This is a genomic window from Polynucleobacter necessarius, assembly GCF_900095215.1.
GTDB classification, from domain to species: domain Bacteria; phylum Pseudomonadota; class Gammaproteobacteria; order Burkholderiales; family Burkholderiaceae; genus Polynucleobacter; species Polynucleobacter necessarius_H.
On the sequence record NZ_LT606949.1, the window covers coordinates 929,564 to 944,003 of the forward strand.

Annotated in this window: 16 protein-coding genes, 1 tRNA gene and 5 pseudogenes; 9 read left to right on the top strand and 13 right to left on the bottom strand. The window is 45.8% G+C overall.

What is annotated here, in order from left to right:
• The first annotated feature begins 3 nt into the window (after window positions 1–3).
• Both rdgB and hemW read left to right on the top strand, forming a co-directional pair.
• Window positions 4–606, top strand: a complete 603-nt coding sequence (gene rdgB / locus DXE35_RS05070) for an RdgB/HAM1 family non-canonical purine NTP pyrophosphatase (protein WP_114689775.1) — start codon at window positions 4–6, stop codon at window positions 604–606.
• The gene (gene hemW / locus DXE35_RS05075; RefSeq protein ID WP_231970024.1) at window positions 545–1,768 is read left to right on the top strand and encodes a radical SAM family heme chaperone HemW; all 1,224 of its coding nucleotides are present in this window, start codon (window positions 545–547) and stop codon (window positions 1,766–1,768) included. The genes rdgB and hemW overlap by 62 nt, the downstream gene beginning before the upstream one ends.
• 16 nt (window positions 1,769–1,784) lie before the next feature.
• On the opposite strand, the gene DXE35_RS10445 is transcribed toward hemW, so the two are convergent.
• The 3 genes and pseudogenes from DXE35_RS10445 to DXE35_RS05085 form a co-directional block, all read right to left on the bottom strand.
• The gene (locus tag DXE35_RS10445; RefSeq protein WP_231970025.1) at window positions 1,785–2,021 is read right to left on the bottom strand and encodes a Clp protease/crotonase-like domain-containing protein; all 237 of its coding nucleotides are present in this window, start codon (window positions 2,019–2,021) and stop codon (window positions 1,785–1,787) included.
• Between the two features lie 15 nt (window positions 2,022–2,036).
• Window positions 2,037–2,579, bottom strand: coding sequence for an enoyl-CoA hydratase-related protein (locus DXE35_RS05080; protein ID WP_231970026.1), 543 nt, complete (start codon window positions 2,577–2,579; stop codon window positions 2,037–2,039).
• A gap of 24 nt (window positions 2,580–2,603) precedes the next feature.
• Window positions 2,604–3,575 (bottom strand): annotated as a pseudogene (locus tag DXE35_RS05085) (Bug family tripartite tricarboxylate transporter substrate binding protein).
• 109 nt (window positions 3,576–3,684) lie between these two features.
• On the opposite strand from DXE35_RS05085, the pseudogene DXE35_RS05095 reads away from it, so the two are divergent.
• Window positions 3,685–4,907: pseudogene (locus DXE35_RS05095) on the top strand (CaiB/BaiF CoA transferase family protein).
• Between the two features lie 221 nt (window positions 4,908–5,128).
• Here DXE35_RS05095 and DXE35_RS10970 read toward each other — a convergent pair.
• The 8 genes and pseudogenes from DXE35_RS10970 to DXE35_RS05120 all read right to left on the bottom strand — a co-directional run bounded on the left by DXE35_RS10970 (window position 5,129) and on the right by DXE35_RS05120 (window position 8,498).
• Window positions 5,129–5,284 (bottom strand): alkyl sulfatase C-terminal domain-containing protein, encoded by a 156-nt coding sequence (locus DXE35_RS10970; RefSeq protein WP_269459864.1) that lies wholly within the window; start codon window positions 5,282–5,284, stop codon window positions 5,129–5,131.
• The gene (locus DXE35_RS11375; protein ID WP_415070294.1) at window positions 5,274–5,462 is read right to left on the bottom strand and encodes an alkyl sulfatase C-terminal domain-containing protein; all 189 of its coding nucleotides are present in this window, start codon (window positions 5,460–5,462) and stop codon (window positions 5,274–5,276) included. Before DXE35_RS11375 ends, DXE35_RS10970 begins: the two co-directional genes overlap by 11 nt.
• 15 nt (window positions 5,463–5,477) lie before the next feature.
• Window positions 5,478–5,804 (bottom strand): annotated as a pseudogene (locus DXE35_RS11380) (alkyl sulfatase dimerization domain-containing protein); the annotation flags it as partial.
• A 141-nt stretch (window positions 5,805–5,945) separates the two neighbouring features.
• Window positions 5,946–7,082 carry an alkyl/aryl-sulfatase gene (locus DXE35_RS10455; RefSeq protein WP_231970027.1) on the bottom strand — a complete coding sequence of 379 codons (1,137 nt, stop codon included), beginning with the start codon at window positions 7,080–7,082 and terminating at the stop codon, window positions 5,946–5,948.
• A 222-nt stretch (window positions 7,083–7,304) separates the two neighbouring features.
• The gene (locus DXE35_RS11220; protein ID WP_331851936.1) at window positions 7,305–7,409 is read right to left on the bottom strand and encodes an ATP-binding protein; all 105 of its coding nucleotides are present in this window, start codon (window positions 7,407–7,409) and stop codon (window positions 7,305–7,307) included.
• Window position 7,410: 1 nt separating this feature from the next.
• Window positions 7,411–7,740, bottom strand: a complete 330-nt coding sequence (locus DXE35_RS05110) for a sensor histidine kinase (RefSeq protein WP_114689780.1) — start codon at window positions 7,738–7,740, stop codon at window positions 7,411–7,413.
• Window positions 7,741–7,763: 23 nt separating this feature from the next.
• A complete protein-coding gene (locus DXE35_RS05115) occupies window positions 7,764–8,057 on the bottom strand; it encodes a hypothetical protein (RefSeq protein WP_162784962.1) in 294 nt (97 codons plus the stop codon).
• A gap of 78 nt (window positions 8,058–8,135) precedes the next feature.
• Complete coding sequence (locus DXE35_RS05120) at window positions 8,136–8,498, bottom strand: hypothetical protein (protein WP_162784963.1); 363 nt, start codon at window positions 8,496–8,498, stop codon at window positions 8,136–8,138.
• Window positions 8,499–8,824: 326 nt separating this feature from the next.
• On the opposite strand from DXE35_RS05120, the gene DXE35_RS10460 reads away from it, so the two are divergent.
• From DXE35_RS10460 to DXE35_RS10465, 3 genes are all read left to right on the top strand, one after another.
• A complete protein-coding gene (locus DXE35_RS10460; protein WP_231970028.1) occupies window positions 8,825–9,199 on the top strand; it encodes a hypothetical protein in 375 nt (124 codons plus the stop codon).
• Between the two features lie 93 nt (window positions 9,200–9,292).
• Window positions 9,293–9,427, top strand: coding sequence for a hypothetical protein (locus DXE35_RS10975; protein WP_269459866.1), 135 nt, complete (start codon window positions 9,293–9,295; stop codon window positions 9,425–9,427).
• Window positions 9,414–9,734, top strand: a complete 321-nt coding sequence (locus DXE35_RS10465) for a hypothetical protein (protein ID WP_231970029.1) — start codon at window positions 9,414–9,416, stop codon at window positions 9,732–9,734. Before DXE35_RS10975 ends, DXE35_RS10465 begins: the two co-directional genes overlap by 14 nt.
• Window positions 9,735–9,782: 48 nt before the next feature.
• Here the strand turns inward: DXE35_RS10465 and DXE35_RS05130 are convergent.
• Both DXE35_RS05130 and DXE35_RS11385 read right to left on the bottom strand, forming a co-directional pair.
• Window positions 9,783–9,872: transfer RNA gene (locus DXE35_RS05130), tRNA-Ser, on the bottom strand.
• 34 nt (window positions 9,873–9,906) lie between these two features.
• Window positions 9,907–10,919 (bottom strand): annotated as a pseudogene (locus DXE35_RS11385) (NAD(P)/FAD-dependent oxidoreductase).
• Window positions 10,920–11,043: 124 nt separating this feature from the next.
• Here DXE35_RS11385 and pgi point away from each other — a divergent pair.
• The 3 genes and pseudogenes from pgi to nadA all read left to right on the top strand — a co-directional run.
• Window positions 11,044–12,549, top strand: a complete 1,506-nt coding sequence (pgi, locus tag DXE35_RS05140) for a glucose-6-phosphate isomerase (RefSeq protein WP_114689783.1) — start codon at window positions 11,044–11,046, stop codon at window positions 12,547–12,549.
• 28 nt (window positions 12,550–12,577) lie between these two features.
• Window positions 12,578–13,963: a phosphomannomutase/phosphoglucomutase gene (locus tag DXE35_RS05145; protein ID WP_114689784.1), complete on the top strand. Its 1,386-nt coding sequence runs from the start codon at window positions 12,578–12,580 to the stop codon at window positions 13,961–13,963.
• Window positions 13,964–14,002: 39 nt separating this feature from the next.
• Window positions 14,003–14,415: pseudogene (gene nadA, locus DXE35_RS05150) on the top strand (quinolinate synthase NadA); the annotation flags it as partial.
• Window positions 14,416–14,440: the final 25 nt, after the last annotated feature.

Below are 14,440 nucleotides of genomic sequence, written 5' to 3' on the forward strand. Positions count from 1 at the left end.
GCAATGCAAAAGCTTGTTCTCGCATCCAATAATGCCGGCAAGGTCAAAGAATTTCAGGCGCTCTTAGCTCCTTTAAATTTTCAAGTTGTTCCTCAGGGTGAGTTAGGGATACCTTCTGCGGAAGAGCCTCACTGCACCTTTGTTGAAAATGCCTTGGCCAAAGCGCGTCATGCTAGTGCGGCATCTGGGTTGCCGGCATTAGCCGATGATTCGGGAATTTGCGCACATGCTTTAAATGGCGCGCCTGGTGCTTTATCAGCTCGCTTTGCAGGTGAACCCGGCAATGATGCAGCTAACAACCAAAAGCTCATTCAAGATTTAAATGGCAAGAGTGATCGGGGCGCACATTATGTTTGCGCACTGGTATTGGTCAATAGCACAGATGATCCAGAGCCCTTAATAGTGCAAACCCGTTGGCATGGGACGATTGTGAATCAAGCGTCTGGCAGCAACGGCTTTGGCTATGATCCTTACTTCTTTTTGCCAGAGCAAAATTGCACCGCAGCCGAACTAGATCCCGCAACAAAGAACTTGATTAGTCATCGTGGTCAAGCTTTACGCGAACTCATTGCACAACTTCAAGCTCGTGCTTCATTCCAACCCTAATAAAGTGAGCCTTGGCGCACTGCCACCGCTGGCTTTGTATATTCATTTCCCTTGGTGCGAAAAAAAATGCCCCTATTGTGATTTCAATTCCCATCAAATCAAGGACGGAAAAGTAGGCTTTGATGAACAACGCTATATCAATGCACTCATTGCAGACTTGGAAACTGAGCTCCCCAATATTTGGGGGCGTCAAGTACATAGTGTTTTTATTGGCGGCGGCACCCCAAGTTTGCTATCTGCAGAAGGCATGGATCAATTGCTTTGCGCTATCCGCGCCAGAGTCAATTTAGAGCCAGATGCAGAAATTACTATGGAAGCCAATCCAGGCTCAGTTGAGGCTGATAAGTTTGCTGGCTTTGCCAAGGCCGGGGTAAATCGGGTCTCATTAGGCATTCAAAGCTTCCAGGATGAGCAACTAAAAGCATTGGGTCGCATACACAATGGTGAAGCGGCAAAGCGCGCCGTGCAGATTGCGCTGGCACACTTTAAATCCGTGAACTTAGATTTAATGTATGGCCTACCTAATCAGACTCTTGCCGCAGCGAAAGCCGATATAGAAACCGCCCTATCCTTCAAAACACCCCATCTGTCTTTTTATAACCTGACTTTAGAACCCAATACCTACTTCGCCAGCTTTCCACCCAATTTACCCGGCGAAGATGAGATTGATGCGATCTATGAACACAATTTAGATTTACTCACCAAGACAGGCTATCAACGCTATGAAATTTCTGCGTATGCCCAGAAGAATCAAGAATGCAAACATAACTTGAACTATTGGCGCTTTGGCGATTACATCGGTATTGGCGCAGGAGCGCATGGCAAAGTTTCATACCAAGACCGAATCACGCGGCAAGTTCGAGAGCGCCAACCCGAAGCCTACATGACTGCGATGGAAACCAAAGGCAATTCACTGATTGAAAACCGTGAGATAGCAGCTAAAGATCTTCCTTTTGAATTTATGCTCAATACCCTAAGACTGACCGATGGCGTTGATACCAACACCTTTAGCGAGCGCACTGGCTTGCCTTTAAGCGTCATTGGCAAAGGTCTGAAAGAAGCCAGCAACAAAGGGTTGTTAGACGACAATCCCAGTAGATTAAAAGCCACTGCAATGGGAATTCGCTATCTCAATAATTTACAAGAGCTATTTTTAGACTAAAGGTAACTTTTGATTGTTATTTGCCAGTCAAAGCTGGAGGCTCACCATTTGAAAATGCAGTGACGCCATTTTTAAAATCAGCACTATCGTATGTTTCAGCAATTAAATCATCGCAATCAGGTAAATTGTTTTTAATTAACCGTGCCAATGCTAACTTGCTGGATTTTTGCGTAGTAGGCGCTAATTTACTGAGTCGCTCAGCGAGAATTTCAGCCTCGTTATCAACCTCTTCTTGTTCATGAATGGCAAACACATAACCGTGCTGGATTCACTCTTCAGCAGAAATCATTTCCGTCAACAAAAGCATCCGTTTGACGATATTGATATTGAGATGATCCGCAAGCCAAGCTATCTTTCCAACCGACAAACAATTGCCTAAAGTTTTTGCTATAGGCAGACCAAATTTAGCGCCTGGTGTAGAAATCCGAAAATCACAGCAGCTAGCGATTGCTAGCCCCCCAACTGCCATACCATCAATCACAGCAATTGTTGGAATGGGTAAAGTAGCTAAAGGAGCTAAATAGACATCAATCCCCTGTTCATAGCGGATTCCATCCTGACCGTCGTGAAAACTCGCAAATTGCGCAATATCACTACGCGATACAAAAGACTTTCCTCCGACGCCACGCAGTATGGTGACGCGTACCCTCGGATCTTTAGCAATACTTTCGCATATCGTCTTTAAGCTCTGGTACATGTGGGCAGTCATCGCATTGCGCGCCGCCACATGATCAAAGTTAATATGGGCAATATTGCCGCGCACCTCTAACAAAACTTGCGCCACATTACCCACTTGACTCAATTTACTCATGCAGCGTTATTCAGCCTTGATATTTCAACTCTTCACGAGGCGCTGATATTTAGCCAACTCGCCAGCCAAGAACAAACTAAATGCAGCAGGCGTTGCGGAACCTTCAGGTTGCAAACCTTGCGCATCGAGCGTTTTCTTAATTGGTGGATCAGCTATAGCAGCCTTTACCGCCTGATCAATCTTATTTACTACGGCTGGATCCATGCCTGTGGGACCCATGACGGAGTACCAATTCGTAACATCAAAGCCAGTAATGCCAACTTCGTTAAAAGTAGGCACATTCGGAAGAATAGACAAACGTTTTGGCGTTGAAATGGCCAGGGCTTTCAGGCTACCATCTTTAATCTGCTGCAAATTGGGAGGCAGGGTGTCAAAGTTCATCGTAATTTGCCCGCCAAGTAAATCGATAATGGCTTGACCGCTACCTTTGTAAGGGACGTGATTGAGTTGAATGCGAGCAATCTTGGCAAATAAGACTCCTGCCAAATGTTGTGTGCTGCTGATGCCTGAAGATCCATAGGTCATCTGACCAGGATTCGCCTTAGCAATGGATATAAGCTGCGAAACCGAGTTCACAGGTAATTAGGCTTTCACAACCAATACATTTGGAACATACCCAAGGTAAGTAATTGGAGTGAAATCGGTTGCGGGATTATAGGGAACATTTGTTAGCACATACGGCGCAATCGCATTCGAGTTGGAATGTCCCACGAATAAAGTATAATTATCTGGCGTGGCTTTAGCGATTTGATCGGCCGCTATCGTACCAGCCGCACCAGATTTGTTTTCAACAATCACGCTCTGACCAAGAATCTCACCCATCTTTGGCGCAATCGCAAGAGCAACAATATCAGTACCGCCGCCTGGCGCAAAACCAACGATCAATCGAATTGGTTTTGCGGGATAGACTTGCGGACCTACTGCAAAAAATGAACTTGTGGCCAGCGTAATTGCTAGCAAGCCACGCATAGCCCACCGAGGTGTTTTAACCAACATAAAGTCTCCAACAATATGTTTTTATTGTGTTTGATACTATTAGAGGGTAATTCTAAACATATAAAAACAATTGAGACAATGACGAAAACATCTATAAAAAAATGGCTCTTTGAGTGATGCCAGCACGCAACCCTCTAAGCCACTACCCCTATTGGGAGTCCGTGTTCTTGACGTAAGTCAAGTGATGGCTGGACCCTATTGCTGCATGTTATTAGCCGACTTAGGTGCGGACGTCATCAAGATTGAGCAGCCTAGCACTGGTGACCAGACACGAGGCGCCATCGGATTCAAAATGAAGGGTTTAGTAGCATGGGCTTTCTAAACATGAATCGCAACAAACGCAGTCTGACCTTAAACCTCAAAACTGAGGCAGGCAAAAAAGTATTTTTTGAGCTCGTTAAAACAGCGGATATCTTGGTTGAAAATTATCGCCCCGGTGCAATGAAAAAACTCGGCATTGATTATGCCTTCTTGCAAGCAATCAATCCCGGCTTAGTCTATGCCAGCATCTCGGGCTTTGGTCAAACGGGTCCTTGGGCAGATCGCCCAGGCTTTGATTTACTGGCGCAAGCAATGTTCGGCGTCATGAGTGTCACCGGCCATCCAGATGGACCCCCTGTTAAAGCGGGCGTACCAGTTGCCGATATTGGTTGTGCACTATTCGTGGTCTACGGAATTTTATCGACCTACATCGGCAAGACTAAAACTGGTGAAGGCCAATTTATTGATGCCTCACTCTTTGATTCCGCGCTGGCGTTTTCAATCTGGGATACTGCTCAATACTGGGGTACCGGTGTCGAGCCTTATAAGCTCGGCACAGCAAATCATATGAGTGCGCCCTATCAAGCCATGAAAGCATCTGATGGATATTTTGTGATGGGTGTCACGAATCAAAAATTATGGAAATTACTTTGCGACAAAATTGATCGCCCAGAATTATTTGAAGATGCCCGCTTTAAAACCAACCCCTTGCGTTTGGCCAATCGCCTAGCACTTGCTGCGGAATTGGAAAAATCCTTCGTCAATAAAACCAGTGAGGAATGGGTTGATGTCTTACTGGCTGCCGGCATTCCAGCAGGTCCAATCAATACATACCCACAAGCATTTGATAGCGAACACGGACGTCATCGTAAGATGCGCATGGAAATCGATCATCCTATTGAAGGCACAGTGCCCAATATTGGCTTTGCCGTCAAGGTGAATGGCATCCCTCAAGAGGTATACCGCCATCCCCCTTTGCGGGGCGAACATACCGGTGAGCTTTTGGCTGAACTTAAGATCACAGGCGAAGAACTCAAATCACTGGAATCCGGCGGCGCTTTTACCCCATAAAACACACTGCCCCCAGCTAAACGAAAGTAAAGCGGGCATTAAAAAAGGGCTCACAGAGCCCTTTTTATTTTCTGACCACCACTCACACTACTCAGCTTATTTGCCGGCCGTAATGGCCATCTCTTGCACCGCAAACGGATCCTGTGCTGGGTGCGCAGCCGGTTTTGGCGCTGCCTTTGACTTAGTGCCCGGCATGAGTTCAAAGTTGGGTACAAACACAGTCAAAGATCACCATCAAACTTCACCTTGCCTTCCGCTAACAATTTGTCAAAAGTCGTTTGGCCACCCATCACTTGTTCAAGATCACTGCGATTTAAAGTGACTGTTAGATTTGGATTTTTAGCTTGCTGGCCTTTTAATGTTCGCTCAAGCAGCATTACTCATTTCAACCACAAACTTTTCACCGTTATCTGGTGTGGATAGATTAAGCACAAAGTTCATACCAGCAGCTTTCTTGCTATCCATACTAATAGCCAAAGCATTGAGCCAAAGCGCTGTGGTCATCCCTTTAATCATGTCGGGACCATTTGATTTTGGTGAAGCGCCTGTTGTCATACCATGACCTAGTTCATATGCAGCACCCAGAAAGCTATTACGCATACTTGGGCTTTCTTTTTGATAGCCAATTTGCTCAAAAATATCCGCCAGCAAATCTTTAGCATCCGTATTGTTTGGCTGCGCATAAACCAATTTATTGACGATCTCCATGGCTTCTCGATACTTACCTTGCTTATATAGCTCTTTATCCTTGGCCAAAATCTTGGCAGAGCCACCCATCATCTCAACATATAAAGGGGCAGAATCTTTGGGCGAAAGAGGTGCAAGGGTTGCTGGGTTGGCATCCCAGTAACCGAGATAGCGATTAATCACGGCACGGCTGTTGTGCTCTTCAGATCCATGATAGCTATGCCGCCCATTGCTTTTTCAAGCTCTCAGGCTGCTTATAGACATTCTGGCTTTCGTTAATCGCGACGCCATTATGTACCAAGCGAAGCACTTCGTTATGCAAGTGCGCATAGCTATCGCGCTGCGTACGCATCACTTCTTGAATACGCTCATTACCCCAACGCGGCCATGTTGCGAAGCAAACATCACTTCACTCTCATTGCCATAGCGATATAGCGCATTGTTAATATTTTTGGACCATGCCAGGGAATCGCGCAACAAAGCACCGCGCAAGGTATAGATGTTGTGAATGGTGCCAGTAATATTTTCCGCAGCCCAAAAGGCCTTGAATTGGGGGAAGTAGGCGTTCATTTCCGCAGGGGCTTCTGTACCGGGCGTGTTTTGGAACTCCATTTCGACGCCATCGACCGTCATCTTTTCATAAGGTTGGTTGATATAGACATTGGGCTCAATTAAACCCAATTTACCAGCGGCGGTATTTTTACCAATCGATTGATCTACGTGCCCAAATGGACTACGAGGCAACAAGACTCCGTACCGGAAGTACATTCTGCGAGTCATGGCATTACCTGAATAAACGTTTTCAGCAATCGCATGATCCATAAAGCCTGCTGGAGCAATCATTTTTCCATTGCCGCTCTTGACATCCGCTTCATCGACGACACCACGTACACCGCCAAAGTGATCTCCGTGCGAATGTGAGTACACGACGGCTACCACCGGACGTTTACCGAGTTTTTCATTTGCCAGCTCGAGGGCTGCGCGCGCTGTCTCCTGAGCAGTCAACGGATCAAAAACAATCCAACCACTATTGGTTTTAATAAAACTGATATTCGCCATATCAAAGCCCCGAACCTGATAGATCTTGCCTGGTACAACTTCATATAGGCCGTATCCCATATTCAAAAGCGCCTGGCGCTGCAAAGAAGGATGTATGCTATCAAAATCCTTGCCCTGCAAGAGAAATTCATAGCTACCCATATCCCATGCCACATTACCAGCATCAGCCATGATGGCCTTATATGGAGGCGCAGCTATACAACCTTTTTTTGATTCCTCAAAATCACGCTTATCCTCAAACGGCAGTGTTTTACGCAAACCGTTTTGTAACTCCACGGTATAACCAGAGGGCATCTTGCCTTTAGAATTAAAATGCTTGCCTTGCATTGCGCCGGGATCGGCAACTACTCCTCCTCCACCAGCCGCTAAAGCCAGTCCAGAACTAATAAACGATGCCGCAAGTGCGATTTGAGTGAGTTTGATTTTCACATTCTTCTTTTCCATATGAGATGAATATCGTACAAATGCCAAATATCAAATGATATGACGTGCCCCGATCAAGGCAATTAGCCGAAGAGCTAATAAAAATCCACTTACCTACAATGAGGCTATTGAATGAATAGGTAATCGCATCACAAACTTTGCGCCACCGCCAGAGTTTGCCTCATGCCAAATAGCACCTCCGTGACGAGTCACTATATGCTTTCATAATCACAACCCCAGACCCATACCAGCGCCTTTACTAGTTGACAAGAGATCAAATAACTTGGATTGAGAATTTAGAGGAATACCATCGCCATTGTCGGCAATACTCAATTCAATGTCCTGGCCTGCAAATCCCCAAGAAAGAAAACATTATTTTGTTCGTTTGCTGCGAATCAGCCAAAGCTTGAATTGCATTGTTGATCAAGTTAAGAATTACCTGCTGTATCTCACCCCGATTGGTATTGAAATACAAATTAGATTCTATGTTTTTCTTTACCGTAATGTTTTTAGAGAGAATTTCAGGGTTAGCAATATTAAACACTGACTGAACCAACTCACCCACATTAATTCTGGAGGTTGGAATTTTGTCATCCATAAAGATAGAGCGCAGCGAACCAATGATATTGGCGGCCCGTTGGTTATCTACCAACAAGGTATCCAATACTTCTTTTTGCGTAGCGGCATTTAATTGCCCATCCTCCAGCTTTTTTGTAAAAACTGAATGTTCAGACTTGAGGCTCCCAAAGGTTGATTGAGCTCATGGGCAATGGATGCTGATAATGCTCCCGTAGCAGCAGTTTTGTTAGCCTGCAATAATGAGGAAATCAGTTGCTCGCGCTCTTTTAAAGGGCTGCGAATTTCCTTGTTTTCCCCTTCAGATCCCATATTGGCTACGGTAATTTGCTCAGTCCAATATCCACTAATTGCTATATACGATAAGGTTGTCATCACCATCTTGGTGACTGTAAAGAGAATCAAAATTTGCGGTATCTGCTCAACCTGCCTAATGATTCGCGAGGAGGATATTAAAACACCCAGGCGCCCGAGGGCAAACAGTCATTCCGCCGCGCTCGCATACTGTAGATACGCAATCTGACTGGACGATTCCCGTCTTCGGGTTTGCCGTATTTCAATGCTTTGCAAAAAATAAAATCCGCTAGCCAAAACACACATAAAGGCGGTGCGGATCTCAAAATTACTTACATTCCTCAAGAATTCAAACACGAGCAAAAATACGAATACAGAAATCGCGAATCCAATTTTGCAAGCCTGCGGGATGGGCCGATTTAAAGACAAACAAAACAGCGCTTGCAATACTGCCGCCACATAAAATAGGGCATCATCGATGGTGAAATTAAATTCAGGCTTAGCAATATCATCTATAACAACAATGCCACCCCCAAAGATAAGCAATGTCAAAATATACTTGTCAGCAATGAGCTCATCCAGTACGGTCTCGGTTTTACAGTATTTTGTGATCTGCAGGAGTAATAAACACCGAAGAACAAGCGCATCTGAATAATGGCCAGAATGAAAAAATAGAGGGCTATCAACAATTTCATAGTGATATCGTACAATGGGCTAATAATAGGTAGTCGCTAAACGTTATCCCATTATGTATTAGCCCTAGGGCCACTGCTCCAGTCTTCATCTTAAAATATTACGCAGCCTTTCAATTCTCAGAATCAATTAAGCCATTTAAGATGAAGCTCCATCTGCGATACCCACTGTATTTATGCTGCATTTTGGTTTTTCTAGGTAGCAATTGTGCACAGGCTCAATCCGCCTTATATAACGTCGCCAATAATTACCTCAAGAAACGAGCCGATGCCTTCATGACAATCACTGGCCACTCCCTTACGCCAGACGTCACAACGGGATCTTTATCGATTCGCAATAATGATGGTGATAACTCAGCTTTACAGATGCTTGCATTAGGGGGTGGCGATCGGATTTGCGCCAAGTTCCCACTGTATCTCGAAGGAACACTAGCAGTGAACCGATCCAACCCCACTTTTACCGATGGCATCGCTGGTAGCTCTGTCACGGTCCAGGTGCATTGGAACAGCATCACGGGCACCGGTGGGATTGGCCGGGATTTTCCAATTACGGATGAATGACGTTTCAGACCGATCGCCAATGTCATGCTTGGGAATTGAGATAGCGATCTTTCCATTGCTTCCAGGGTGATTCAAAATCGCACTGGAGTAGACATGCAATTTTTAAATGGCGGACGTATGAACTCATGCGGCCTGGGTGGATCTGTCATGCTCGATTACGAGCATTACAAACCAGATCAAGAAATATATGTGGAATTACGCTACCAAGATTCCCGTGCAAACATTTGACTCATCGACCGCCGTTAAGGGCTCTGCTGGTTCTCAAAGCATCGCTTTGTGGGCTCGCAGTCGCATCCCCACTCCGATCATCCTATTAGATAGACCATTACGAGCCATCTTTGAATTAGCTCATACAGAATTCTTGGGCAATTTGCGCGGTGCCCTAGGTTTTGATTCCCTATCCTCAGTCGGTACCGGTATTGCATTAGATCGCAGCGCCTCAGACCCGATCTTCTCGAGAATTAGGGTCGTATTTAGATACCAATTTTGTCAAAATGTGCATGGCACATCCATAGGCTTAGCGGCCAGTTTTTAGCATCGCAAAGGAAAGCAAAAAAATAGGCCAAAGGCCTCTTTTTATATTTGGCGGAGGAGGTGAGATTCGAACTCACGGAGGACTTTCATTCTCGCCAGTTTTCAAGACTGGTGCATTCAACCGCTCTGCCACTCCTCCAAGTACTTGAATCAGCTTCGATTCAAGCCCTAGATTATAAAGAACTTTTGATTTGCCAGTCTAAATGCTTGGCAATGGCTAGGCTGGAGGTCAATCCTGGAGACTCAAAGCCATATAAATTAAAGAGTCCTTCAAAGCCATGGTCCTTGGGCGTATTGAAGCAAAAGTCGCCCGCAGGCGCATTGGTCGGGACTATTTTGGCTCTTACGCCTGAATAATCAGGTTGTAACGCACCATCTTTTAGGCCTGGCCAGTAAGGTCTTACAGCCTCATAAAAGCCTTCCCCCCGCTTTGGATTGACTGTGTAATCAATTTGGTTTTCTTCATTGATTTCCAACCATTCCACATCAGGACCAAATTTTGCTTGCCCACCCATATCCAGCGTGAGATGAACGCCGAGGCCACCAGGTTCTGGAATGGGATAAATCAAATGCTGAAATGGCGATTTCCCTGAAAGAGAAAAATAATTTCCTTTAGCAAAATACGCTTTAGGAATTTGCTCTTGAGAAAGCCCCCTCAATCTTTTGCGCTACTGCCGGCGCACTCATGCCAGCGCAATTAATGAGAAGTTTCGTTTGAATCTTCATACCGTCAGCGCCACCGATCTCCAACTCAAATCCGTCCTGTGCATTGACGCCTAGTGGCTTAGCGCTGATGAGTGTTGACTGATAAGCAATCATTCCCCCAGCATCCTAATTTCGGGAACGCCATTGTTTTGCGTTTTATAAAGAAAATAGCGCTTAAATCATCTCATTGGGTTTCATCGCTTGCGACGATGAGTTTGCCGTAACGCGCTGTTGATACCCGATAATCGCGACAGTATTCATATAAGAGGCGATTGCCCTCAACACAAAGCTGGGCTTTTAAAGAATCCTTTGGGTAATAGATGCCAGCATGAATGACATCACTGTTTCTGGCGCTACTAATCGTGCCAAAAGCACTCTCGCGCTCGAGCAAAATGGTTTCCCTGCCTTGCAAGGCCATCTCTCGCGCCACAGCCAAACCCACAACTCCCGCGCCGATAACAACGCAATCGACCTGCTCCATCTATTTGTCTCGTCTCATCTAGAAATTCTCTTTTTAATTGATCGATACATACTGAAATATACCGAAATCCTAACATTTTCAGTGTTTTAGAGGGGTTTTGCGGGGATCTTGATAAAATCTAGCAATGTCTTCTACCCTCAACAAAAATACATCTCATTTGCCTGGTACAGCCATTACGGCTGTCGATGTGGTTTTAGACACCGCCTATCAAAATATCAGCACCGCACAGTGGAAAAAACTATTTACTGCCGCTAAAGAGGCTGCAATCCCTCAGTTTATTGTCGATATATTTGCCGGTAAGCCTATTAACCAAAGCGAGAATCGCCCTGCTCTACATTCGGCCTTACGCAATCTCTCCAAAACACCAGTCGTGCTTGATGGCAAGGATGTCATGCCAGCAGTTGCTGATGTATGGCGTCGCATTGAAGCGCTGTGCAATAAATGGGTTGGCGTTACCGATGTCATTCATATCGGCATTGGTGGTTCCGATTTTGGTCCACGCTTAGCAATTGAAGCGCTTGCTCATGTACCTGGCATTGAGAGCCATGGCATGCGCATGCACTTCCTTGCCAATATTGATACCGCTGAATTAGCCCGTATTTTGGCTAAGGCTCTGCCCCATAGCACCCGCGTCATTATTGTCTCCAAGTCCTTTACCACTCTAGAAACCAGTATGAACGCTAAGGCGGTTGTCACCTGGCTAAAAGACAGTGGTTTGACGAACAGACAAATCAACAAGGCTTTATACGCTGTCACCGCTAACGTGCCTGCCACCAAAATATTTGGCGTTGAAGAAGACCATATTTTCCCTTTTTGGGCTTGGGTCGGCGGTCGTTACTCCGTTTGGTCTGCTGTTGGCCTACCAATTGCTTTGCAATATGGCTATAAAACCTTTGAGAAATTTTTGGCTGGTGCGCATGCCATGGACTTGCATTTCAGAGATGCGCCTCTAGAAGAAAATCTACCCGTCATCATGGCGCTCGCGCTATTGCATCAGCAAGAAAAACACAAAATCAAAGCTTATGCTGCGATCCCGTATGCTGATGCGCTCGATTGGTTTCCGAAGTGGTTGCAGCAACTCGATATGGAAAGCAATGGCAAAAGCATTGGAAAAGATGGTAAAGCAGTAAAACACTCTTCACCGGTGGTCTTTGGTAGCGCTGGCAGCAATGCACAGCACTCCTATTTCCAGCTGTTCCACCAAGGTCCCGAAATTATCCCAATCGACTTCATTGCGGTACGCAAACCCATGAGTGAGCGCCATGAAGCGCTTGCTCATCACCGAATATTGCTCTCCAACTGCTTAGCTCAAGCTCAGGCTTTAGCCCATGGCAAGGATGCCACCAATCCAAATGATGTTTACCCCGGCAAGCGCCCTAGCAATCTCTTATTGCTGCCCGAGCTGAATGCCTTTTACTTGGGTGCGCTATTGGCGCTTTATGAAAATCGCGTAGCCACCTTAGGGGCGCTTTGGAATATCAATAGTTTTGATCAGCCCGGAGTGGAATACGGCAAAGTACTTGCCAAACCAATTGAAAAGGCTTTGAGCAGTGGCTCACAAGATATCCAAGCCAATGACTTTATCGATGCAGTCACCGCAGCACGAATAAATTTTCTAAATAGTCAATAACCATTATTTAACTCATCACCTATCTGCCATGCAATTGTCCCCATCTATTTTTAAAGCGTATGACATTCGTGGCATCATCGATCAAACCTTAGATCCCTCGATTGCCAAATTGATTGGCCAGGCTTTTGGCACTGAGATGCGCAATCTCGGCGAGACGGAGATAGTGATTGGTCGCGATGGTCGCCTATCAGGCCCTAGCTTAATTGAGGCCTTGACTGAAGGCCTGCTATCGACCGGAATTAATGCGATTGATCTGGGCATGGTTGCCACCCCAATGGTGTACTTTGGCGCTAATCAAATGCTCAATGGTAAAAAACCAAAGTCTGGCATCATAATTACCGGTAGCCATAACCCACCCAACTACAACGGCTTCAAAATGGTTTTTGGTGGCGCTGCAATTTATGGCGATCAGATTCAGGAACTGCGCAAGCGCATAGAGGCAAAAGACTTTGCCACTGGATCCGGAACAAGAAGCACTTTCGACATCTTCCCGATGTACCTGAATCACATCGTTGGCGATCTCAAATTAACTCGCCCAATGAAGATTGCGATCGATTGCGGCAATGGTGTTGGCGGTGCATTTGCAGGTAAATTGTTCAGAGCTTTGGGTTGCGAAGTACAAGAACTCTTCTGTGAAGTGGATGGCCATTTTCCAAACCACCATCCAGATCCTGCGCATCTTGAGAATCTGCAAGATCTCATCAAGAACTTACAAACAACCGACAATGAGCTTGGCTTAGCCTTTGATGGCGATGCCGATCGCTTAGGTGTAGTTACCAACGATGGTCAAGTGATTTTCCCTGACCGCCAACTGATGCTTTTTGCTAAAGATGTACTCTCTCGGAATGCGGGCGGTCAAATTATTTATGACGTCAAATGCACTCGTAACCTTGCTGCCTGGGTAAAGCAGCACGGCGGCGAACCTCTCATGTGGAAAACAGGTCACTCACTGGTAAAAGCTAAGCTCAAAGAGACTGGCGCGCCTCTCGCTGGTGAAATGTCTGGTCATATTTTCTTTAAAGACCGCTGGTTTGGCTTTGATGATGGTTTGTATACAGGCGCTCGTTTGTTGGAGATTCTTTCTAAAGAAAAAGATCCGAATCAAACACTCAATGACTTACCAAATGCGATTTGCACCCCTGAACTACAACTGACTTGCGCTGAGGGTGAGCCTTTTGCCTTATTGGAGACCATTAAGGCCAATGCCAAGTTCCCCACTTCAGAGTCAATCAATACGATTGATGGTGTACGCGTTGAGTACAAAGATGGATTTGGTCTTGCTAGACCATCAAATACCACTCCTGTAGTGGTGATGCGCTTTGAGGCTGATAGCGATGAGGCGATTGCCCGGATTCAAGCAGAATTTAAGGCGGTATTGTTGTCGGCTAAGCCGGATGCGAAGTTGCCTTTTTAAGAATCCAACAGAGAAATCTAGTGTCAAGTAAGATTTCGTATGAATTCAACTGCCAGCACCCCTATTTCATTTGATTACCCCCAGCAAGACTCTGCTGGAGTCACATGCACTGCCCAGGCTTGGGCGAAGACCCACCCCAACTTCATAGCTCCGAGAAGGCAGCTGTGATTGCCCGCATCAAACAATTGTTGAGTGAAAAAGATGCGGCTTTAGTTGCCCACTATTACGTCGATGGCGATATTCAAAATTTGGCTTTATCTACTGGCGGCTATGTTGCCGACTCATTAGAAATGGCGCGCTTTGGCACAAATCATCCCGCCAAAAATTTGATGGTTGCTGGCGTGCGCTTCATGGGTGAAACCGCCAAGATTTTGTCTCCAGAAAAACGGGTCTTCATGCCGGACTTAGATGCAACCTGCTCTCTTGATCTAGGAATGGCTTACAAGGAATTCTGAATTGCCTTGAGAATGCTTCTGG

Coding starts and splice junctions, on each gene's coding strand:
- rdgB (WP_114689775.1), top strand. CDS start 4: ATGCAAAAGCTTGTTCTCGCATCCAATAATGCCGGCAAGGTCAAAGAA.
- DXE35_RS05080 (WP_231970026.1), bottom strand. CDS start 2,579: ATGAGTAAATTGAGTCAAGTGGGTAATGTGGCGCAAGTTTTGTTAGAG.
- DXE35_RS10970 (WP_269459864.1), bottom strand. CDS start 5,284: ATGCTGCTTGAGCGAACATTAAAAGGCCAGCAAGCTAAAAATCCAAAT.
- DXE35_RS11375 (WP_415070294.1), bottom strand. CDS start 5,462: ATGACAACAGGCGCTTCACCAAAATCAAATGGTCCCGACATGATTAAA.
- DXE35_RS10975 (WP_269459866.1), top strand. CDS start 9,293: ATGCAATTTTTAAATGGCGGACGTATGAACTCATGCGGCCTGGGTGGA.
- pgi (WP_114689783.1), top strand. CDS start 11,044: ATGTCTTCTACCCTCAACAAAAATACATCTCATTTGCCTGGTACAGCC.
- DXE35_RS05145 (WP_114689784.1), top strand. CDS start 12,578: ATGCAATTGTCCCCATCTATTTTTAAAGCGTATGACATTCGTGGCATC.